This window comes from Pseudomonas sp. JAI115 (genome assembly GCF_014200835.1).
Lineage (GTDB): Bacteria > Pseudomonadota > Gammaproteobacteria > Pseudomonadales > Pseudomonadaceae > Aquipseudomonas > Aquipseudomonas putida_A.
Map to the genome: position 1 here is coordinate 43,176 of NZ_JACHCY010000014.1, position 21,652 is coordinate 64,827.

General features: G+C 62.0%; 20 protein-coding genes. 5 read left to right on the plus strand and 15 right to left on the minus strand.

Annotated elements, in window-relative coordinates; translation table 11 throughout:
• Positions 1-157 precede the first annotated feature (157 nt).
• Positions 158-850, plus strand: a complete 693-nt coding sequence (locus tag HDC30_RS23490; protein WP_027613754.1) for an aspartate/glutamate racemase family protein — start codon at positions 158-160, stop codon at positions 848-850.
• 20 nt (positions 851-870) lie between these two features.
• Here HDC30_RS23490 and HDC30_RS23495 read toward each other — a convergent pair whose 3' ends face one another.
• The 14 genes from HDC30_RS23495 to HDC30_RS23560 all read right to left on the minus strand — a co-directional run bounded on the left by HDC30_RS23495 (position 871) and on the right by HDC30_RS23560 (position 15,085).
• A complete protein-coding gene (locus HDC30_RS23495; protein WP_027613755.1) occupies positions 871-1,380 on the minus strand; it encodes a GNAT family N-acetyltransferase in 510 nt (169 codons plus the stop codon).
• Positions 1,381-1,571: 191 nt separating this feature from the next.
• A complete protein-coding gene (locus HDC30_RS23500) occupies positions 1,572-2,552 on the minus strand; it encodes a LysR family transcriptional regulator (RefSeq protein WP_183785264.1) in 981 nt (326 codons plus the stop codon).
• 166 nt (positions 2,553-2,718) lie between these two features.
• Positions 2,719-3,666, minus strand: coding sequence for a peptidylprolyl isomerase (locus HDC30_RS23505; protein WP_183785266.1), 948 nt, complete (start codon positions 3,664-3,666; stop codon positions 2,719-2,721).
• On the minus strand, positions 3,663-4,133 hold the full coding sequence (locus HDC30_RS23510; protein WP_027613758.1) for a YbjN domain-containing protein: 471 nt from the start codon (positions 4,131-4,133) through the stop codon (positions 3,663-3,665). The genes HDC30_RS23505 and HDC30_RS23510 overlap by 4 nt, the downstream gene beginning before the upstream one ends.
• 17 nt (positions 4,134-4,150) lie before the next feature.
• Complete coding sequence (locus HDC30_RS23515) at positions 4,151-4,780, minus strand: DNA repair protein (RefSeq protein WP_183785268.1); 630 nt, start codon at positions 4,778-4,780, stop codon at positions 4,151-4,153.
• An 18-nt stretch (positions 4,781-4,798) separates the two neighbouring features.
• Positions 4,799-6,496 (minus strand): putative porin, encoded by a 1,698-nt coding sequence (locus tag HDC30_RS23520; RefSeq protein WP_150368097.1) that lies wholly within the window; start codon positions 6,494-6,496, stop codon positions 4,799-4,801.
• Between the two features lie 39 nt (positions 6,497-6,535).
• Positions 6,536-7,240: an energy transducer TonB gene (locus HDC30_RS23525; protein ID WP_027613761.1), complete on the minus strand. Its 705-nt coding sequence runs from the start codon at positions 7,238-7,240 to the stop codon at positions 6,536-6,538.
• Positions 7,241-7,243: 3 nt separating this feature from the next.
• A complete protein-coding gene (locus HDC30_RS23530) occupies positions 7,244-7,669 on the minus strand; it encodes a biopolymer transporter ExbD (RefSeq protein ID WP_003224462.1) in 426 nt (141 codons plus the stop codon).
• A gap of 11 nt (positions 7,670-7,680) precedes the next feature.
• Positions 7,681-9,480, minus strand: a complete 1,800-nt coding sequence (locus HDC30_RS23535; protein WP_183785270.1) for a DUF2341 domain-containing protein — start codon at positions 9,478-9,480, stop codon at positions 7,681-7,683.
• Between the two features lie 12 nt (positions 9,481-9,492).
• Positions 9,493-11,091: a ShlB/FhaC/HecB family hemolysin secretion/activation protein gene (locus HDC30_RS23540; protein WP_183785272.1), complete on the minus strand. Its 1,599-nt coding sequence runs from the start codon at positions 11,089-11,091 to the stop codon at positions 9,493-9,495.
• A 57-nt stretch (positions 11,092-11,148) separates the two neighbouring features.
• Positions 11,149-11,760 (minus strand): transposase, encoded by a 612-nt coding sequence (locus HDC30_RS23545; protein ID WP_007969141.1) that lies wholly within the window; start codon positions 11,758-11,760, stop codon positions 11,149-11,151.
• A gap of 283 nt (positions 11,761-12,043) precedes the next feature.
• The gene (locus HDC30_RS23550) at positions 12,044-13,252 is read right to left on the minus strand and encodes a DSD1 family PLP-dependent enzyme (protein ID WP_183785359.1); all 1,209 of its coding nucleotides are present in this window, start codon (positions 13,250-13,252) and stop codon (positions 12,044-12,046) included.
• A 74-nt stretch (positions 13,253-13,326) separates the two neighbouring features.
• Positions 13,327-14,655, minus strand: coding sequence for a D-arabinono-1,4-lactone oxidase (locus tag HDC30_RS23555; RefSeq protein ID WP_183785361.1), 1,329 nt, complete (start codon positions 14,653-14,655; stop codon positions 13,327-13,329).
• A 76-nt stretch (positions 14,656-14,731) separates the two neighbouring features.
• Positions 14,732-15,085, minus strand: coding sequence for a cytochrome c5 family protein (locus tag HDC30_RS23560; protein ID WP_183785274.1), 354 nt, complete (start codon positions 15,083-15,085; stop codon positions 14,732-14,734).
• Positions 15,086-15,467: 382 nt separating this feature from the next.
• Between HDC30_RS23560 and HDC30_RS23565 the strand changes: the two genes are divergently transcribed.
• From HDC30_RS23565 to HDC30_RS23575, 3 genes are all read left to right on the plus strand, one after another.
• Positions 15,468-17,093, plus strand: a complete 1,626-nt coding sequence (locus HDC30_RS23565) for an NADP-dependent glyceraldehyde-3-phosphate dehydrogenase (protein WP_183785276.1) — start codon at positions 15,468-15,470, stop codon at positions 17,091-17,093.
• A 46-nt stretch (positions 17,094-17,139) separates the two neighbouring features.
• Entirely contained in the window at positions 17,140-18,180 is a 1,041-nt protein-coding gene (locus HDC30_RS23570; RefSeq protein WP_183785363.1) for an FUSC family protein, read from the plus strand.
• Positions 18,181-18,260: 80 nt separating this feature from the next.
• Positions 18,261-20,150: an acyltransferase family protein gene (locus HDC30_RS23575; protein ID WP_183785278.1), complete on the plus strand. Its 1,890-nt coding sequence runs from the start codon at positions 18,261-18,263 to the stop codon at positions 20,148-20,150.
• Here the strand turns inward: HDC30_RS23575 and HDC30_RS23580 are convergent.
• The gene (locus tag HDC30_RS23580; RefSeq protein ID WP_027613771.1) at positions 20,137-21,033 is read right to left on the minus strand and encodes a DMT family transporter; all 897 of its coding nucleotides are present in this window, start codon (positions 21,031-21,033) and stop codon (positions 20,137-20,139) included. The two genes, HDC30_RS23575 and HDC30_RS23580, sit on opposite strands and share 14 nt — an antisense overlap.
• Positions 21,034-21,183: 150 nt before the next feature.
• Here HDC30_RS23580 and HDC30_RS23585 point away from each other — a divergent pair, with 150 nt between their 5' ends.
• A complete protein-coding gene (locus HDC30_RS23585; protein WP_027613772.1) occupies positions 21,184-21,621 on the plus strand; it encodes an Lrp/AsnC family transcriptional regulator in 438 nt (145 codons plus the stop codon).
• The last annotated feature ends 31 nt before the right edge of the window (positions 21,622-21,652 follow it).

Here is a 21,652-nt window from a genome sequence, read left to right on the forward strand (position 1 = left end):
AGGCGCCGGCGTACGTTAAACCTCGATCGCCGGCACCGGGACACTTGGCAACAGGATCAACGGTACAGTTGCTTTGTACTGGCATCCGTCATTGAACCGATGGACACTCGGCCGGAGCCCGACTTTTCCAATACGGGCCATTGTTCGAGGAATTTCAATGCGCACCATCGGCCTGATCGGCGGCATGAGCTGGGAATCCAGCGTGGAATATTATCGTCTCATCAATCAACAGGTTCGTGACCGGCTCGGCTCGCTGCGCTCGGCGCAAATCCTGATGTACAGCGTCGACTTCGGCCCGGTCGAACAGGCGCAGCACGCCGGGCGCTGGGACGACGCAGCGGCGATTCTGGTGGATGCTGCGCGCAGGCTCGAGGCCGGCGGCGCCGAATGCGTGGTGCTGTGTACCAATACCATGCACAAGGTCGCGGCGCAGATTCAGGCAGCGATCAGCATTCCATTTCTGCACATCGCCGAACCGGCGGCGCAGGCGGCATTGGCCATCGATGCGCGCACGGTCGGCCTGCTCGGCACGGCGTTCACCATGGAGCAGGATTTTCTCAAGCAGCGCCTGATTGCGCAGGGTCTGACGGTACTGGTGCCGGACGACGCCGAGCGCAAGGACGTGCACCGGATCATCTACGACGAATTGTGCGTCGGGGTGATCAGTGACGAATCACGCAAAATCTATCAACAGGTGATCGAAGCGCTGACCGCGCGCGGTGCCCAGGCGATCATCCTCGGCTGCACGGAAATCGGCCTGCTGGTCAAACCCGAACACAGCGCCCTGCCCCTGCTCGACACCACCGAGCTGCATGCGCAGTCGGCGGTGGCGTTCGCTCTGGGCAACTGACTCCCACAGGATTTTTTGGCTTATCGACGACGCAGACGGGCCATGCTCAGGGTGTCGACCCATTGCCCGTCGCGCACGGCGTAGTCACGAAACAGGCCTTCGTTCTCGAAGCCGAACTTGCGGTAGAGACCGATGGCCGCCTGGTTGTCGGCGTACACCGAGAGTTCGACCCGGTGCAGGTTCATCCAGTTGTCGGCGACGTCCAGCGCCGCCGCCAGCAGTTTCGACCCGACACCCTTGCCCTGCCACGCCACGGCGACCGCCATGCCGACACTGCCGGCGTGGGCGCGGCGGATCCGCGAATAGTTTTCCAGCCCGAGATGACCGACCACCGCGCCCTGATGCAGCGCCACCAGTTTGACCATCCGCTCGTTCTCCGCCAGCAACCGTTGACGCCAGATATCGGTGGACTGAAACGGCATCTGCAGCACCTGGCGGGTCACGGCCGGATCGTTGTACAGCGCGGTAACGGCCTCGATATGGGATTCGTTGAAGCGTTCGAGGGTGATGGCGGGGTTGTGGTCGGGCATGGCGGATCCTTCCTGGATCGATGGGTGGCCGCTTACTCTAAACCGTTGAGCCTCTGGCTGGCGAATAGCAAAATGTGGGAGCGGGCTTGCTCGCGAAAGCGGTGTGTCAGGCAACACAGATGTTGAATTTCAGACCGCTTTCGCGAGCAAGCCCGCTCCCACAGGGGATTGGAGGTGTTGGCAGAATCGGATCAGGTCTGGAACCATTCCTGGCGCTCGTTGAAGGTGTGCTGGATCAGCTCGACCAGGGCTTGCACCTCGGCGACGTCCCGGGATTCAGCGTTGACCGCCAGCCATGCCTGCAACTGCATCGGCTCGTCAAACAGCCCCGGCAGCGCAATCAGCCCGCGATCGAAACGGCTCATGTACGCCGGCAGCAACCCGATGCAAGCGCTGCAGCGGATCATTTCCAGCATCAGCTCATAGGACTGCATCTGCACCACCCCGGCCAAACGTTGTTCGACCAGCTCATTCCATGGTCGAAAGCTGTCGATCTGCCGGTCGTGCTGCCATTGCACCAGCATGAAATCGCTGAGGTCGTCGGCACTCGCCGGGCGCGCGGTGACCCGGGAATAGCGTTTGGCGATGTGCGGCAGGTAATCCAGACGCGCCAGGGCCTGCGGCTGACTGGTGGTGAAAGTCGGGCCGGGGCTGGGGGTTTCGCCGTGGGCCAGCCACAGCACCACGTCGGCACTGACCGCGCGCAACGCCAGTTCGCTGTCCAGCGCGATGATCTCCAGGCGCACGCTGGCATTGCGCCGCAGCAACGCGATCAGGTCGCGACCGAGGATGTCATGCAGGATCGATTCGGCCACCGCCAAACGCACCAGTGGCTGCTCGACCACCGGCAGTTTGCGTTCGTGGGCCAGCGCCACCAGTTGCGCCTGCAACTGCTGACCTTCACGGGTCAGGCTCAGGGCGCTGCCCTGAAAGCTGAACAGCGAGTGCTGCAGCGTTTGCTCCAGCTGCGCCAGTTGCTTGCGCAGCAAGGTCGAGCGCACGTTGAGGCTGCGCGCCGCCTGCATGAAGCAACCGCAGCGGGCACTGACCAGAAAATATTGCGCGACCTCGGCATCAATGGTCGCGGCTTGCGCCAGCCATGGTTCGCGCTCGCCCTGTGCCCAGCGGTAGTCGGCGCTACCCTGTCGTCCTGCGGGTTCGGTGAATGACATCGATGACTCCCTGTCGATCTTTGTTGTTGATGGCTTCCAGCGCGGTATGAAACTTTTGAACCTGTGAAGATCCTGTGGGAGCTGGCTTGCCAGCGATGGGGCACTCACATCCAGCCCCTGTGTTGCCTGACACTCCGTCATCGCTGGCAAGCCAGCTCCCACAGGGTTATTGGTTGGTTTCGAGGACCTTGTTCAGCTCAGCCCCATCGATACTCAGCGTCGCGGTATTGAGCATCCCGTCCAGATACGCCTGAGCAATCTGCTCCTGACGTTGCGCACGCAAGGCTTGGGTCAGTTGATCGCGCAATTCATCCAGTGTCGCAGTACGTGCCGGTTGCTGTTCGGTGAGTTTGATCACATGGAAACCCGCCGCGCTCTGCACCGGCTCGGACACCGCACCGACCTTCAATTTCGCCACCGCACCCCGTACCTCCGGCACCAGTTGCTGCAACGGTTGCAGCCCGGTGTCGCCGCCACGTTCGGCAGTCTGCCGGTCCTGCGAATACTGAGTCGCCAGCGCGGCAAAATCCGCCGGCGTGCCCTGGGCTTTCTTGCTTAGCTCGGTCGCCTGCTTGCGCACGGTATCTGCGCTCTGGGCATCCGGCACCGCGAGGAAAATCTGGCTTACCCGATACAACGCCGGAGTCTGCCAGTTGCCCTTGCCAGCGTCATACGCCTGCTGCAACTCGGCCGCACTCGGGTAGTCCGTCGGCACCGTGCTGACCGAGCGCAGGTAATCGCGAAACACGATCTGCTCAGTGGCCGCGCGGGTTTGCCGCACCACGTCCGGACGCTGCGCCCAGCCCTGAGCATCGGCCTGTTCCAGCACGGCTTTCTCCGCCAACCGCGTACGCAGCCAGCGCTCCAGCGCTTCACGGTTGCCGCGCAATTGCTCGCGAGTCGCCGGCGGGACGGTAGCCAGCAGCGCCTGCAATTCCTGCGGCGTCACCTGCTGATTGCCCAACCGCGCTACCGCAGGCCCCGCAGCAACCGCCGCCAACGGCGACGATTGCTGGGCGGCGACCGGGTCAGCACCCGGTCGCAGCACCAGCGCCACGGCTACCACCAACAGCGCCACTGCCCCGGCGCCGATCACCATGGCAGGCTTTTTCACAGCGCGACTTCCTCTTGCTCAGCGGTAGCGACTTTGGCCGTCGAGGCTTGCGCAGCCTGGCTGAAATCACGCAGATAGACGATGAATTCCTGCAACAGGCGATCCCACAATTCCAGGTTGCCGCGCAGGTGATCGCTGCTCACACCGGCCGCCAGCACCACGTCCATTTCCATCACCAGAAACTCGCCCTGCAACGACAACCGCGCAAAACGCCGGGTGGCGTTCCACTGTTCGGCCACACCCTGTGGCAACTCACCTTGCACCCGCAGCGCGCAGCTGAAAGTGAAATCGACGTAGCTGCCCTGCTCCACCGCCGGGTTGCCGAAACGCACGGCATAACCGATGCCCTGACTGGCGCTGAGCAATTGCACGATGCCGTTCTGTTCGGTCTGGTTGACGCGATAACCGGCCGCTTGCAGGACGTCGGTCAGGGATTGTGGGGACACATGGCTGATCAATTGAGTCATGACTTCTTCCTTGTTTATCAGTGCGAGAGCGCAGCTTGCGGCGCGTCGAATTGAGTCTTGTAAAGCTCGTCACCAAACCCCTGGGCCAGCTCATCGAACTTGACCCGGGCGCTGCCCGCAAAGGGCTGGCGGATCTTCATCACCTCGGCGACATCGATGTTTTCGTAAGCGCTGAGGATCTGCTTGGCGACGCCATACATCTGCTGATTCTTGACTGAACATTGCTGCACTTGTGTGTCACGTTCAGCCAATTGCGTTTGAAGCTTAGACCGTTCTGCCTCTTTGGCACGGGCCATGACCAGCAACTCGTCGTAGGCCTTCTTGAACTTGCCGACCTGTTCGCTGCTGGCGGCGACTTGCGCTTGCGCCTGGCTGTGCAGGCTCTGCTGCTGGCCAGCCAACTGCTCGGCGACGCCTTTGGCCTTGGCCAGTTCAGCGGTCAATTGCTTGATCTGCGCCTGCGCGGCCTTGGCCTCGTTCTGCGCCGCCAGTTGCGCGGCGCCGGCCTGGGCCTGCTGACTTTGCAGGGCCTGCAACTGTTGAGTGGTGCTGCGCAACTGGGTACGCAGACGCTCCTCCATGCCTTCGGCGTGCGCGCCTTGTGCAATGAAAAAACTCAGCCCCAACAGAAAAACTCGTGCGTGCATGACCGTACTCCCGGCGCCTTAGAAGCGCGTGTTGATCTCAAGCTGCAAGACGTCGATGTCGAACGGCGCGCCGTACACCGCCTCGGTGCTCAGCCAGCGGCCGGTGGCGTAGACGTTCTTCGCCAGACCGTAATTGCCGCCGAGGAAATAGCCCTTGGCGTTGGTGCCGCCGAGGTGGAACGAGGAATCGTTGAAGCCGTCGGGCAAGGCGTCCGGCTGGATGTATTTGTAGCCGGCGAACATATTCCAGTCGCCCTGCTTCTTCAGGTCCAGCGCATTGCCGAGGGTGAACTGCACCATCCACGCATTGGCGCCGCTTTCGATCTCGCCGTTGCTGTTGAGGTTGTTGACGATCTGCCCCTCGGAGCGCTTGCGCATGTCGCCTTCGTCGTAACCGAGGTTGTGGATGTAGTTGCCCTGGCTGCGCAGCTTGAAGTCTTGCGGCAGGTCGGCATCCCACACCAGGTTCAGGTCGAGCAGGTTGAACTCCGACGCCAGGCCGACGAATTGCGGCTGCGGCGTGGTGGTCGGGTTGGCCGGGTTCGGCGTGATGTCGCGCAGCAGGAACACGCTGTTGCCCTTCTGCATGAACGCCGCACGCGTGCCGTCGGTGTCGCAGCCCGGAGCGCCGGCCCACGGTTCGCAAGGGCTGGAGCGTTGCCCCTGAATGTCGTCGAAACGGTAGTAGGCCAACGCGCCCTTGAGGCGGTTGTTGCTGTTGATCGCCCACTTGGCGCCGAGCTGCGCGCCGTACAGCCATTTGTTGTCGCTCTCTTCCTTGTCGAAACCGTTGCTGGTGGTGGTGTCGTTGGTGTAGTCCACCGGGAACGCGCCGACGGTGCCGAACACGCCCCAGTCGCGGTTGAGCTTGTGGTCGAAAATCGCCGCCACGCCATCGAAATTCAGGTCGTTGGAATACAGCATGTCGGTGGACATGAACGGGTTGGCGAAACGCCCGCCGGTCAGGGTCAGCTCATCGGTCGGCTTCCAGTTCAGGTAGCCCTGATCGAGCCAGATATCTTTCTTGGCGAAGCCGCCGCCGAGGTTCTGCGTGGTCGACACCGGGTTGTTGTCCGAGCCGGTGCCGATGCGGATGCCGGCGGTCCATTCCGGCGAGATCACCGCTTTCATGCCCAGCCGTGCGCGCAGGCGGAACTGGTTGGTGCGGTCTTCACGGGTGTTGAGCAACGGCGGCAGACTGGTGCTGCTGTTGGGGTTCACGTCGTACGGACCGTTGTTGTTGAGTTTGGCGAAGTCGACGATTTCGTTGCTGTTGCTGCCCGAGTAGTAGCGCGACTCGTCACGCAGACGAATGTCGCCGTCGAAGCTGATACGCGAAGCCCAGTCCGGGAAGGTATTGGGCGCCGCCCAGTTTTCCTGCTTGGCGGTGGCCATGACTTCGGCCTTGACCTGATCGCGGATCTGGTCGCGCACCGCGGCGGGCACGTACTGCACGCGCACATCGCCCGGTGCCGCCACCGGTCCGGCCGCTACCGCTGTCGAAGCCGCTGCCTGCTTGGCCTGGGCGGCTTCGTTCTGCGCCTGGGCGATCAGCGCGTCGGCCTTGTCCTGTTTCAGAATGCCCTGCTCGACCAGCAAGCGGATCAGATTGATCGTGGCGTTCTCCGAGGGCGCAGGCGCTGCCGCGGCCTGACCGACCAGGGTCGCGATGACCATGCCGACCGCCAGGGACAATCGATTCACGTTGGAAATCATCTGCACACAACTCCTTTTCATACAGCTTTATGAATTCGGTTAACCCGGACGCCGCCCTTGCAGGGACAGGCGCACAGGCAAGGTGATGGAGGCCGGTGGCCGTTCGCTCAGATGGGGCGCGTTACGCAATGCGGCCAGCACCTGAGTGTCGATCTCGGGCTTGCCGCTGGACTTGACCAGCTCGACCCGGGTGATTTCGCCGACGCTGCTCAGCCACACATCGGCCTGCAGCGAAAAAGCCAGGTTGCGCAGGTCGGGGTTCTCGCGCAGCAGCCGCTGAAAAGTGAACGCGAGGAACTGGCTGTAAGTACCGGTGCCCAGGCGTCCGCCTCCCGCGCCAGCCATGCCGCCTCCCTTGCCGGCGCCGATGTTGAAAGCGTCGTTGCCACTCTGCGCGTCACCGTCCATTTGCATCGGGTTGGCCAGATCGTCCGCTGGCGATGGCGGCGCCTCTTCCTCGGGCTTGACCTCTTGCGGCTCGGGCGTGGGTTCGGGCTCGACGACTTTTTCTTCCACCGGGGTTTCCGGCTCCGGTGGTTTTTCCGGAGGTGGCGGCGGCGGTGGCGGCAACGGAATGATCGTCGGCACCTTCGGCGCTTCACGGCGCACGCCGCTCATGTCATTGGCCCACTGCCACAGGAACCACGCGGCGAGCGCGCCGAGCAGCAGCCCGGCGCCCCACTTTACAAAGCGCATCGGCGACCTTTTCACCGGCAACGGCTCGATCGGAAGTTGTGCGGTCATCACTCAGCCCTGCGTCGGTTTGCCGGTCACCAGACCGACCTGAGACAGTTCGAGCCGGCGCAACAGATCCAGCACTTCAATGACCTTCTGGTACTGCACCGTGGCGTCGCCGCGCACGATCACCGGGAAGTCCGGGCTCTGCGCCTTCTCGATACGCAGGCGTTCCTCCAGCTCGGCCAGGGTCACCGGGTAGGCGTCGAGAAACACCTGACCGCCGTCGTTGACCGAAATCGCCTTGGTCTTGGCCTCCGACAGTGACACCGAGGCGCTGGCCTTGGGCAGGTTGATCTGGATCCCGGAGACCTGCGCAGTGGCGGTGAGGATGAACATCACCAGCACCACCATCAGCACGTCGACCAGCGGGGTGATGTTGATGCTGTCAACCGCTGCATCTTCGTCATCGTCGTGGGAGGCATTTACGGACGCCATGGCAGTGCTCCTCAGGCCGGTACGGTGTGGTTGGCGTGATGGCCGCGCTGATGCGCCGCTTCGCTGGACTGGCCCTCACCGTGCATCTCCGCCAGACGGGTGATGAACTCGTCGACGAACACGCGCATGTCGGCGCTGACTTCCCTGTTGCGGGTGATCAGGCGGTTGTAGCCAAACAGCGCCGGGATCGCGACGAACAGGCCCATGGCGGTGGCGAGCAATGCGGCGGCCATGCCGGGCGCGATGGCGTTGATGTTGACGTCGCCGGCCATGGCCGTGCCGAGGAACACCACCATGATCCCCAGCACGGTGCCGAGCAGGCCGATGTACGGGCCGCCGGCGATTGCGTTGGACAGCGTCGAGAGTTTCGAGCTGAGCGCCTGGTTCTCACGGGTGCGCACGCCGTCCATCGAGCAGCGGATCGCTTCAATGGTTGCCGCGGACACCGAAGAGGTATCGGCGCCCTGCTCGCGGCGGGTGCGGATTTCCTTGACTGCCACCGAGTACAGACGCCACAGCGGCGAATGCTGCAGACGCTGGGCGAGTTGCGCGTCGTCGGCGAACATCTCCAGACGGGTACCGACCTTGGCGAACTGCTCGCGGAAATCCTCGTTGGCCTTGCTCACGCGGCTGAGGGTGTAGTTCTTGCGCAGCATGATGATCCACGACTGGAACATCATCAGCACCAGCACGGCGATGATCACCCAGGCGTCCACCGGTACCGCGTTGAGCAGGAAACCGAGGCTGCCGAAGCCGAAACCGGACTGTTCTTCATCGACACCGTAGGCCACCAGTTTCGACTCGGCGCCTTGCGAGGTCGCATCAGCCAGCAGCAACGGCGCCGGACGCGCGACTTTCGACAGGCGCAGTTCGTCGATGGCGCCCACGAACGGCTGGTACGGGCCAGCGGTCAGATCGCCGCCAATCGCCATCACCGAATTGAACGCCGGCATCGCTTGAGCAAGGGTCGCACTCTCACGACCGTTAATGTACAAGCTGACTTTCGAACCTTCGGCGGTCAGCGCGACGTGCTGCCATTGGCCGGGGTTCAGCGGCTGAGAGGCCACGGCGCGCTGGCCGTCGATCTCCACAAACGGCACACCTTGATTGACCCCGACCAGCAGGCTGTTGACGCCTTCGCGGCGGGCAAGGATCAGTTGCTCGCCATTGGCCTGATCCAGGCGCAGCCAGGCGCTGAAGGTGAACGCACTGCCGGCGCTGTGCTGCAACGACGGACTGGCCGGCAGCAGCAACGGCTGGCCGCTGAACTGCAAGGCGCGCCCGACCACGCCGTCAATCGCCGCGCCGGTGGCGCTTTGTGCGGTGTTGCCGTAAGCGGTGGTGTCCTTGGCCGGGGTGCCGGTGGCGCCGTCGAAGTGATACAGCGCGGTGTAATTCGGGTCGAAGGTCAACTGGCCGTTGCCGGTCGCCGGCGCCTTCTGATTGCCGTAGTACATCCAGATGTCCTGACGCTGGCCGCCCTCGACATTCGGCACATCGACCCAGATCAGCGCCATGCCCATCAGCGCGTCGAAGCTTTCGATCTGGTGGTTGAGCACGGTTTTGTCATCGGCGGCGACGAAGCGCAAATCCGCGCCGTCTTCCTTGACCCCGTCGAAGGTGAAGTTGCCAGTGTGCAGGCGTACCAGCAATGCGGTGCGGCCCAGCGCCTGATTGATCCCGGCACCCTGCGGTGTGGTGTCGACGGCGATCTGTTTGCGGTAATGCCAGTCGTCCTGCCACCAGGCCTGCGCCGTGGCCGGGAGCACGAAGCCCAGGCAGATCAACAACGAAAGAATGAGGCGCTGCATGAACGTGCTCCTTTAGAAAGTGGCTTGAAGGTTGAAGTGCAGGCGCGATTCCTGTTTCGAGGTGTTCGGCCCTTCGAGTAACGGGAAGCCCCAGTCGAGGCTGCCGGACAGCCATTTGCTCAGGCTGGCGCGGGTGCCGAGGCCGACGCTGGCCAGGGCATAACTGGCGTCCTGGTCCGGCAACTCGTCACGCAGATACAGTTGCGCGCCTTCGGCAAAGGCGTAGAAGCGCCATTCCTGCATCCAGCTGCCGGCGTATTTCGCCAGCGACGGGGTGCGCAGCTCCTGACTGAGCAGCACGCCGTCATCGCCGGTGCGCTCGGCCGCCAGATAGCCGCGCACCGAGGTCGCGCCGCCAGCGGAAAACTGTTCGTTGGACACCAGTGGTCCCGACGCCAATTGGAACGCGCCTTTGCTCGCGCTCTGCCAGTCGTTGTCGAAGGTCCAGGTGAAGTTGCTGTCGCCCTTGACCACGGCGAAACTCGGGTTGGCGCGGTAGCGTTTGTAATCGAAGTCTTCGTCGGAACTGCCGTAGCCGAAAATGCTGCGGGTGGCCGCGACCAGGCTCAGGCCGAGGCCGAGCTGACTCTTTTCGGTGTAGCGGAAGCCGTTGTAGGCGAAGGTGAACGGCGCGTATTTCAGCGGCACCTTGTCGCTCTCGCCGGACAGGGTCAGACGCTCGTCGAAGTCCTTGAAGTCGATACCGGCCGACAGCGAGTTCGACCAGTTGCCACTGGACGGCAGCGTGTAGATCGCCGACACGCCATAGGAATGGCCCTTGCCCAGCACGTTGCTGCCACCGATGGTGGCGACGTTGCTGTCGGACTGATAACCGGAGAACTGCACGCTCCAGCGCTCGGTCAGCGGCGCGGTGTAGGAAGCCGACCAGACCTTGGCGTTGTCGGTGTCCTGCGGTGCGGTGAAGTACGTCAGGTTAATGCTGTGGCCGAGTTGCCAGAGGTTGTTGTAGCCGAGGCTGGTGACGGCGCGCAGTTTCTCGGTGTCAGCGCTGTAGTCGTTGTTGAGGCCGACGCTGGCGCTCCACGGGTTCTGGTCTTCGACCTGCAAATCGACGTCCATGGTCCCGGGGCGTTGACCTTCGCGCACCAGCGGCATGACCTGGCGGCCCGGGGTTTTATTGAGCTGCGCCAGTTCGCCCTGAACCTTGGCGAAATCCGGCACCTCGCCTTCTTTCAGCGCCGGCACGTTGTCGCGGATGTCCAGCGGCGAATAGTGTTTGGCGCCGACCACACGCACCCGGCCGACCTTGGTTTCGCTGACTTGCAGATAGACGATGCCGTCCGCTACCGCTTGCTCCGGCAGTTCGACGAACACCGATTGGTAGCCGCGCTGCTGATAAGCCTTCTGCAAGGCATCACGAGCGCCTTCGATGTCAGTCATGGCTTTTTGCGGGCCGAGAAACGGATACACCGCCTCTTCAATTGCCCGGGCGTCGAGCACGGTGTTGCCGCGCACGAAGTATTCGTTGACGTCCACCAGACGTTGCGGCGCGGCGCCTTGGGCGGCCTCTTCGGCGAATGCCGGTTGCGCGCCGGCCGTCACTAGCAGCCAGCCCCACAGCGCCAGCCGTGACGTGAAAATCTGATCCACACTACCCCCTGAATTCGCGATGACCTGTTGGCGCTGTTGCGCGCCTTGTGTGTTGCGTCAGTTGCTGACTGTCGAGGCACCGCTGTGCTTGCCGAGCCAGGTGTGCAGCAGCGCGAAGTTCAACGAGAACTCGGGCATTTGCAGCAAGGCACCGCAGAACACTTCGCCGATGATTTTTTGAATGAGCTGCACCGCACGCGGGTTGTTGAGCAGCGTGGCGATGTCGCGACTGAGGACGTTGAAGCTCCAGACTTTCTGGTTCAGGCCAAGCCCGACGAACCAGCGAAACAGCAGGTTGTAATTGAGTTGTTCATACAGTTGCTGCTCGCTGGGCACCGAATACAGCAGTTGCAGGAGCAGGATGTGCATGACGGTTTGCGCGGGGATGAGCATGCCCGGCTCGGCGTTGAGCTCGTGCAACAGGCCTTGGTGGGCGTCGAGCAAGTCGTCGATCTGCGGGCGCAGCAATACCAGCGAATGGCCTGGCGGAATGTAGCTGGAGACCTCTTTCAAGGCGCCCTGCCAGTCATCCTGCGAGACGATCCAGACCCACGGCGCGCCGTAGCGATATACCGAAACCGGCTTCTTGCGCGCGGCCTCGACGATCTTCGACAGGCGCTGATCGAGTTCCTGCATGCCCACTTTCGAGTAGCGTTCCATAGTCCCCATTGCCTCACTCCCGGCGTCCCGCCTCGGCTTGTGAAAAGCGCCCCGTTGGGCCCCTCAAGCGCGTTCCATAGGCATGACCGGACTGGCTATGTGCTACCGAACTTTTGTCATAAAAGCTTCATTACAGAATGTGGGAGATGGCGCGGGATGTCAGGTGTACATCAATCTAATGTAGGAGTGAGCCTGCTCGCGATGGCGTTGGATCAGCAAAATACAGTTCAGCTGACAGGACGCTATCGCGAGCAGGCTCACTCCTACAGAGGAAATTTGTGGTGGCTGCGGGTCAGGTGTAGACCGGCCAGGTGTCGACAATCTTGCCGCCACGCACTGCCAGCAGATCACCGAATTGCAGGAGGACGGCTTCAGTCTGGGCCGGGCGCAGGAAAACTTGATCTTCGATGGTCAGGCCCACGGCGTTGGAGCCGTTGACCATCTCCTGATTCGAGCTGCGTCCGTACACACCATTGCTCTGTAACCCCGGCGGCGATTCGAACTCGGCCATCCAGTTGCCGCCATAGATGAAATAAGTCTGCCGCTGATTCGGGTCCCACCACGAAAACAATTTGGAATTGTCATCCAGCGCCGGAATGTTCACCGCCCCCGTACTCTTCAACACAGGCGTGGCGATGTAGGTCGCCGGCACGTGGTCAACCAGAGAAGGCAGGTCGTAATGCGTCGGCTTGAGCATCGCCGTGCCCACCGAAACCTCGGTGCTCAACTGCTCGTTTTCATGGATGCGATAACTCGGGCTGCCGGCGGTGTTCAGGCACAGGTTGTCATTCCACAACGTCGGATACTGCTGGCGGGTGAAATCGACGCAGCGCTGATAAATCACCATCACCTTGGCGAACAATTCCTCTGGCGATCCGAGAATCCCCGGCACGCCCATGCCCACAAACGGGTCGTAGCCCATGAACCCGGCGAACTGCAGATGCTGCGGGTTGGCGCTGATCAGCGCGAGCATCTGCCCCAACACATTCACATCACTGACCCCGCCGCGATGCAGGCCGACATCCAGTTCGATGTTGATGCGCATCCGCGTGCCCAGCCCTTGCGCCAACGCCAGGTATTGCTGCAGCCGTACAGGCCCGTCGAGCAGCCATTGCAGTTGCCTGGAAGGATCGAACGGGCCTTTGTGAGTCTGATAAAACAGCTCGGCCGAACGCACCGGCAACGGCTTGCCGAGCAGGATGTCGGACTGGGGAAACGTGACGGCGTCGTGATTGAGAAACGGCTGGTGAAACGACATGAGTTTTTGCGTCCCGGCCCGTTGCGCGATGTAGCTCAACAAGCCCGGCGACGGCAGGGATTTTTCCACCAGACGCAATTGCTTGCCGCCACGTTTGACCGACTTCATCACCACGTCGATGTTGTGATCGAGGCGATCCAGATCGATCAACAGCACCGGGCGCATCGGGCCGTTGTCCTTCAACTCTTTATTCAGCGCGCGAAAATACTCGCTGTACGGGCCACCACGATCACTCGGTCGCAGCCAGGCGCCCACGCCCACTAACAAAGCGCCGACACCCAGCGTGCCGAGGAGAAAATTGCGTCGATTGACCGCCATCAGCTCACCCCCAGAATCGACGACAGATGCGCATTGAGAAAACGCCCGCTCGGATCCAGCGCCTGGCGCACGTCAACAAATTCGCGCCAGCGCGGATACAGCGGTTGCAGATTCTTCGCGTTGAGCGTGTGTAACTTGCCCCAGTGCGGGCGACCGTTGTACTTCCAGAAGATCGGCTCGACCGCGGCGAAGAAGTTGTGATGATCCATCTGGTAATGCTGGTGCACCGAGATCGAACAGCTGTCGCGGCCCTCGAACATGCTCAGCGGAATGTCGTCGGCCTTGACGTAGCGGTACTCGATGGGAAACCAGGTGCGCAGGTCCTTGTCCTGAATCAGCTTGAGGATTTCACGCAGACACGCCGGGCCGTGTTCGGCGGGCACCGAGTATTCCATCTCGTTGAAGCGCACGGTGCGCACGTTGGCGTAGATGTCAAACGAGTCGCCGACCCGATCATCGAAACTCGCCAGATGCCGCAGGCTGTTGAGCAGCGTGCGGCGCAGCTCGGGGAAGTCGCTGCCGTATTTGTCGATTTTCTCGATCAGGGTCACGAACTCATTGCCGCCCTCCTCTTCGGGCGGGATCGGCGGCGTGGCCGGGTCGCTGGTTTCGTTGAGGGCGATGGACAGCGCGTAGTCGGAATGGGTGACGACGAGCATTTCCCAGTGCTGGTTTTCCCGGGTGTTTTTGTCGAGGTCTTCCAGCAGCTCTTCGGTCTTGGCAATCCATTGACGCTCACGCAGGCGGTAGGCCGGGCGATTTTGCAGACGGATTTTCGTCGCCACGCCCAGTGCCCCAAGGGATACCCGGGCGGAATTGAACACTTCCGGGTGGCGCTGACTGTCGCAGTCCAGCACCTCGCCGTTGGCCGTCACCAGTTGCAGGCCGCAGACATGCGCCGAGTACGACGGAAAGGTTTTCCCGGTGCCGTGGGTCGAGGTGGAAATTGCCCCGGCGAGAGTCTGGTAATCGATATCGGCCATGTTCTGCAGGGCCTGGCCGACGTCCTTCAGCGGTACGCCCATGCGCGACATTGGCGTACCGGCGCCGAATTCGGCCTGCAGGGTGTTCGGATCGTGGTCGAGCAGCCCGGTGAAGTAGCTCAGCGACAGCAAAGTGCCGTCGGTGGGCACCAGTGCGCTGAACGAATGCGCCGAACCGACCGGGCGGATTTTGCCCTGGGCCTGGCGAATCGCAGCGCTCAGCTCATCAAGATTCTTCGGCGCCAACCGCGCCGCCGGCAGGCAACTCTGCCCGCCCGACCAGTTGCGCCAGGGAATCAGTCGCGGGGCGCGCATCAATTGCCCCAGCGCGGGGTTGGCCACCAGTGCACTGAACGCGCCGACGATGCTTGCCCGTTGCAACAACTGACGCCGTGTCAGATCCATACTCATGCGCGCGCCCTTATTGTGGGAGGGGCTGGTCGGCCATGAAGCCGATCAGTTGCAGGAATTGCTCTTCGGTGCACTCGACGCACTGGCCCATCGGCGGCATGCCGTTGTAGCCGTTGATGGCGTGGTCGAGCAGCGTGTCGGCGCCCTGGCGGATGCGTGGTTCCCAGGCTTGACGATCGCCAGTCAGCGGCGCATTGGCGGCCGGGTTGGCGTGGCACAGCTGGCAGCTGTTGGCGTAGATCTGCGCCAGTACCGGGTCGGTGGGAGTAGCATTGTGAGTGGTCGCAGGCGGTGCGGATTTTTCGTCGCAGCCGCACAGCGTCATCATCAGCGCCAGCAGTAAAGTGAGTCGGATTGCCCGCATAACGATCCTCGAGGGTGGCATCGCTTTTTGTTGTGATCACACCTTAAGGCAGGCACGGCAGCGGGTTGAGGGCATTGCCGGACAACGATGGGGCCAAACGGGGCCAGTCAGGATTGAGCTCGGGCTCGGACAACACCACAAAACCTGTGGGAGCTGGCTTGCCAGCGATAGCGGAGTGTCAGCCAATGAAAGTCGCGGGAGTGCCGGCCTAATCGCTGGCAAGCCAGCTCCCACAGGGTAAACGGCATTGCTGATATCCCTCTGTTCCGCCTCTCTGCGTGACATTCGCGTGACATTCACGGGTTTAAATTCCCGCGCATTCAGGCGTATAACCTGTAAAGACTTTTTGATCTGAATACGGACATCAACACGGGGTAGCGACATGACCACAGCAAACATCCTTGGCAATCTGTTCCCTTCTGTCAGCGACATCCCGGAAAAATACCGCCTCGACGGTCAGGTCGAGCAACGCGAATACCTCGTCGATGGCCAACTGCGGCGCTGGGACGGCCCACTGGCCACGGTGCGCAGCCCGGTGTATCTGCACGGCGAAAACGGCGATGAACAAGTGATTCTCGGCAGCACCCCACTGCTCGACGCCGACACCGCCCTCACCGCCCTCGACGCCGCCGTGCGTGCCTACGATCGCGGTCAGGGCCTGTGGCCGACCATGCGCGTGGCCGAGCGCATTCAGCACGTCGAAGCGTTCCTCGGCCGGATGCGCCAGCAGCGCGAAGCCGTGGTCAAACTGCTGATGTGGGAGATCGGCAAGAACCTCAAGGACTCGGAAAAAGAGTTCGACCGCACCTGCGACTACATCGTCGACACCATCAATGCACTGAAAGAACTCGACCGCCGCTCCAGCCGTTTCGAACTGGAACAGGACACCCTCGGCCAGATCCGTCGCGTGCCGCTCGGCGTGGCATTGTGCATGGGGCCTTACAACTATCCGCTGAACGAAACCTTCACCACGCTGATTCCGGCGCTGATCATGGGCAACACCGTGGTGTTCAAACCGGCCAAGCTCGGCGTGTTGCTGATCCGCCCGCTGCTCGAAGCGTTCCGCGACAGTTTCCCGACCGGCGTGATCAACGTGATCTACGGCAGCGGCCGCGAGACCGTCAGCGCGCTGATGGCCAGCGGCAAGATCGACATCTTCGCCTTCATCGGCACCAACAAGGCCGCCAGCGACCTGAAAAAGCTGCACCCGAAACCACACCGCTTGCGCGCCGCGCTGGGCCTGGATGCGAAGAACCCCGGCATCGTCCTGCCGGAAGTCGATCTGGATAATGCGGTCAGCGAAGCGGTCACCGGTTCGCTGTCGTTCAACGGCCAGCGCTGCACCGCGCTGAAGATCCTCTTTGTGCACGAGGACGTGGTCGACGCCTTCATCGAAAAATTCAACGCCAAACTCGCCACCCTCAAGCCGGGCATGCCATGGGACAGCGGCGTGGCACTGACGCCGCTGCCGGAATCGGGCAAGGTCGACTACCTGCACGGTCTGGTGGCTGACGCGCAGAGCAAGGGCGCACAAGTGGTCAACCCGAATGGCGGCGATAGTCGCGAGTCGTTCTTCTACCCCGCCGTGCTGTACCCGGTGACGCCGCAGATGCGCGTGTACAACGAAGAACAGTTCGGCCCGGTGGTGCCGATCGTGCCGTACCGTCACCTCGATACCGTGATCGATTACGTGCTGGAATCGGACTTCGGCCAGCAACTGAGCCTGTTCGGCACCAACCCGGTGGCGATCGGCCGACTGGTCGACACCTTCGCCAACCAGGTCGGGCGGATCAACCTCAACGCCCAGTGCCAGCGCGGCCCGGACACCTACCCGTTCAACGGGCGCAAGAACTCCGCCGAAGGCACGCTGTCGGTACACGATGCCCTGCGGGTGTTTTCGATCCGCACACTGGTGGCAACCAAGTTCCAGGACAGCAACAAGGACCTGATCAGCGAAATCATTCGCGGCCGCGATTCGAGCTTCCTGACCACCGATTACATCTTCTGACGAGGACTTTGCACTGAGCACTTTCAGCACCCAACAACTGCCACCGCTGCTGCGGCGAATCCTGCGTCCGTTGCTGGACCCGTACCGCCGCTATCAGAACGCCCGACTGATTCACGCGGTGCGGGTATCGCTGGGGCTGCTGGCGACCATCCTGCTGACCACCGGCATCAACCTGCCCCACGGCGAGTGGGCTTCGGTGACCATGCTGGTGGTGATCGGCGGCCTGCAACACCACGGCAACATCGGCAAGAAAGCCGCCGAACGCGCCACCGGCACCCTGATCGGTGCCGGCGTCGGTCTGCTGCTGGTAGCGCAACAGGCATGGCTGGGCCTGCCGTGGCTGACCTACTTTGCCATGGCGGTGGTCTGCGGGTTCTTCTCCTATCACGCGATCGGCAAGGGCGGGTACACCGCCCTGCTCTCGGCAATCACCGTATTCATTGTCGCCGGGCATGGCGACAACCCGATCACCGATGGCTTATGGCGCGGGGTCGACATCCTGATCGGCATCGCCCTGGCCCTTGCCTTTTCCTTCGCCCTGCCGCTGTACGCGGTGTATTCGTGGCGCTACAACCTGGCCGATGCCTTGCGCGACTGCGCCACGTTGTACGGGCGGATCATTGGCGGCCAACCGGTCAGCGCCGATGAACACCTGAAGCTGATGGGCCGGGTGACCACAGTGATGGTGCAACTGCGTTCGCTGATGCCTTCGGTGTCCAAGGAAGTGAAAATCTCCATGACCGAACTGGACGCGATTCAACGCAACCTGCGCATGTGCGTCAGCACTCTGGAGATCCTCGGCAACACCCGCCCGGATGCCAACGACCCCGAAGCCATGGCGCACCTGCAATCGGCACTGCGGGCCGAACACCGGGTGATCCGCATACAGTTGATCGGCATGGCCCGGGCCTTGAAGTCCGGCGCCACGCAACGCCTGCAGCGCCCGCTGGAGTTGCCTGACGCCAGCCTCGACACACCGGTCTACAGCACGCTGGACGGTTACCGTTTGCTGACCCGGCAACTGGCCGCGAACATTGGTGAGCTGCGTCAGCGTCTGGCGATGACGGCGCCACGCTGGAACATCTGAGCCGTCGGAAAAAACCCATGTAACAAAGCCGACATCATCACTACAATGCGCCGCACAATGGATGTGACATGGACGCATAAATGCAATTCAGGAAGAGTATCAACGCCTTGCGGGCACTGGCCGTGCTCTCGGTCGTGCTGTTTCATTTCAAGGTGCCAGGGTTTGAAGGCGGATTCGTCGGCGTAGACGTGTTCTTCGTCATCTCCGGCTTCCTGATGACCGGCATCATCGTCAATGGCGTGCAGCAGCAGAACTTTTCCCTCCTCGGTTTCTACGCCTCCCGCGCCCGCCGCATCATTCCCGCCCTGCTGGTCCTGTGCGTTGCGCTGCTGATCTTCGGCTACTTTTATCTGCTGCTGGATGACTTGCGCGAAACCATCCGTACGATCAAGAGCAGTCTGCTGTTCAGCTCGAACTTCAGCTTTGCCCAAAGCGGCAATTACTTCGCGGCGCCGCTGCATGAAAACTGGTTGCTGCATACCTGGTCGCTGTCGGTCGAATGGCAGTTCTACCTGCTTTACCCCGTGCTGATCATGGGGCTGCACCGGTTCTTCGGCACCGATAAATCTCGCTTTGCCTTGCTGGCCGTGGCGCTGATTTCGCTGCTGGCGTCCATCATCGTGACCCGCGTCAACCCGACATTCGCTTTCTACATGCTGCCCACCCGCGCCTGGGAAATGATCGCTGGCGGGCTGGTTTTTCTGTTTCCCCTGCGATTGAGCCAGCGCGGCGGCGCGATTTGCGAAGGGCTCGGTCTGCTGGCGATTGCCGTCAGCGTGCTGGTTTTTTCGGAGGCGGATCTGTGGCCGGGCTACCTGGCACTGGTGCCGGTGCTGGGGACGATGCTGGTGATTCACGCCAACACCCGGTCGATGTTCAGCGGCAATCCTGCGCTGCAATTTGTCGGGAGCATTTCCTACTCGGTGTACCTGTGGCACTGGCCGCTGGTGGTGCTGCTTTACCTGTGCGGGCTGTTGAGCAGCTGGCCGCACGTGATCGGCGCAATCATCGCCTCGTTCGCCCTCGGCACCCTGTCGTTCTACCTGGTGGAATCGAAGGTGAAGAAAGGTACGAGCGCTACTCGAACAGTGATCAAGTTCGCGTCACTGACGGTAGCGGTGGTGGCCGTGTCGGCAACGACGTCGTCGCTGGTCAAGCAACACCCCGACTGGCGCCCGGCACTGGTCGAACTTGGCCAGCCGGAATACACCAGCAAGCTGTATCCGCAGGAGTGCTACCCGAATGCCTATGCGGCGGCGGATTGCAAACTGGGCACGGGTGATGTGTCGGTAATTCTGTACGGCGACAGCCATGCGCAATCCACCGCAGCGGCGGTGCAGATGGAAAATCCTCAGGCGGCACTGTCATGGTCACGGGGCGGTTGCCCGACCCTGACGCACTTCGCCATGCACGACAAGACCGTCGAAAGCCAGTGCCGGGGCTTCAATCAGGAAAAGCTGCAACAACTGAAAACCGCGTACGCCGGGGTGCCGGTGGTGCTGTTCAGCCGTGCGGCGCTGTATGCGGATTCGGGCCGGGAAAACAGCTACCGGATTTCCTTTCCCGAGCGCCAGGCCACGTTTGCCGAAGCGTATACCGAAGAGTACGTCAGCACGGTCTGCTCGATCGCGGAAAACCATCCGGTGTACATCGTCAAACCGATCCCGGAGATGCCTTTCAGCGTCTACAAGGGCTTGAATCTGAATCAGCGCTTGTTCCGGCAAAACACAGACATTTCCTTGCCGTTGCAGGCCTATGAAAAGCGCAACCGCATCGCCATCGCAACCATCGAAGCCGCCGCCAGCCGCTGCAACGCGACGGTGATCGACCCGACGCCGTACCTGTGCCCCAACGGCAATTGCATGGGCTCCATGGACGGCGTGCCGCTGTACTTTGACGACAATCATCTGGTGGATGCCGGCAATCAACAGCTCAAAGGCCTGTTCAAGGATCTGATCAAACCGATTTGAGCTGGCGCCGGGCTTTCAGGCCCCAGCCCTGCTGCATCCCGGCGGCAGCCAGCAGAATCGCTGCCACCCCGATCCATTGCAGGATCTGCAGGCGATGGCCAAAGGCGAACCAGTCGACGAAAATCGCCGCAATCGGGTAGATGAAGGACAGCGCACCGGTCAGGGCAGTCGGCAGTTTCTGGATCGCGCCGTACAGCAGCACGTACATCAGGCCAGTGTGGACGATGCCCAGCGTCACCAGACTGGCCCAGGCTCCATTGGTTTGCGGCAGGCCGTTGAAGTGCGCGAACGGCGCGAGCAACAGCACTCCGGTGCAGACCTGGATCAGCGCGATCAGATGCGGCGGCGTGCCAGTCAGGCGCTTGATGATCAGCGCCGCCATCGCGTAGAGCAGCGCCGCCCCCAACGCCAGCGCAATCCCCAGCAGATATTCGCTACCGCCCTCGCCCTGCCCGCCATGGGCACTGACGATCGCCAGCATGCCGAGAAAGGAAATCGCCAGCCAGAACAGCTTTTGCAAGGTGATTTTCTCGCCGAGAAACAGCGCCGCCAAACCGACCAGCATGAACGGCTGCACGTTGTAGACCGCTGTGCCGATGGCAATCGAGGCGCGGGAATACGAGCCGAACAACAACACCCAGTTGCCGACAATCGCCACCCCACTGAGCACCGCGAGCAGGAACGTGGTGCGGGTCAGAATGCCCGGACGCAAGAAGCCGAACGCCGCGCATATCAGCAGCAAGGTGCCGGCGCCGAACACGCAACGCCAGAACACCACATCCAGCACCGGTTGCCCGGACACCAGCACGAACCAGCCGATGGTCCCGGAAATCAGCATGGCGGCGGTCATTTCCAATGAACCACGGCGGATTGTGTTGTCCATCATCGATCTCCCTAAGCGTTTGACGAAAGCGTGGCAAAAGTATGCCAAGCCGACCACGAGCGCCTCCAGCGCAAAAAGCAGGCTAAACTCGATTTCTGCCTTTTTTATCGTGGGTGGTTGCCCTCAAATGCCTAATACCGGAGTTGCCCCATGACCGACGATATCGACCAGATCCTCATCAGCGCCTTGATGGACGACTCGCGTCGCTCGCTCAAGGCATTGGCGCAAATCAGCGGCCTGTCCTCACCCAGCGTGGCCGAACGCCTGCGCCGCCTGGAGGAGCGCGGCGTGCTCAAGGGCTATACCGTCGAGATCGACCCCAAATGCTTTGGTTATCAACTCCAGGCCATCGTCCGGGTGCGACCACTGCCGGGGCAATTGCAGGAGGTGGAACGGCAGATCATGTCGATCCCGGAGTTCACCGAGTGCGACAAGGTCACGGGCGAGGACTGCTTCATCGCCCGATTGCATGTGCGTTCGATGGAACAGCTGGACACCCTGCTCGACCGCCTCAATACGCTGGCCGAAACCAACACCGCGATCGTCAAGAAAACCCCGGTCAAACGCCGGTTACCGCCGATGGCGTGAGTGCTTTTTGCGCCTGCTCGGCGTAGATTGA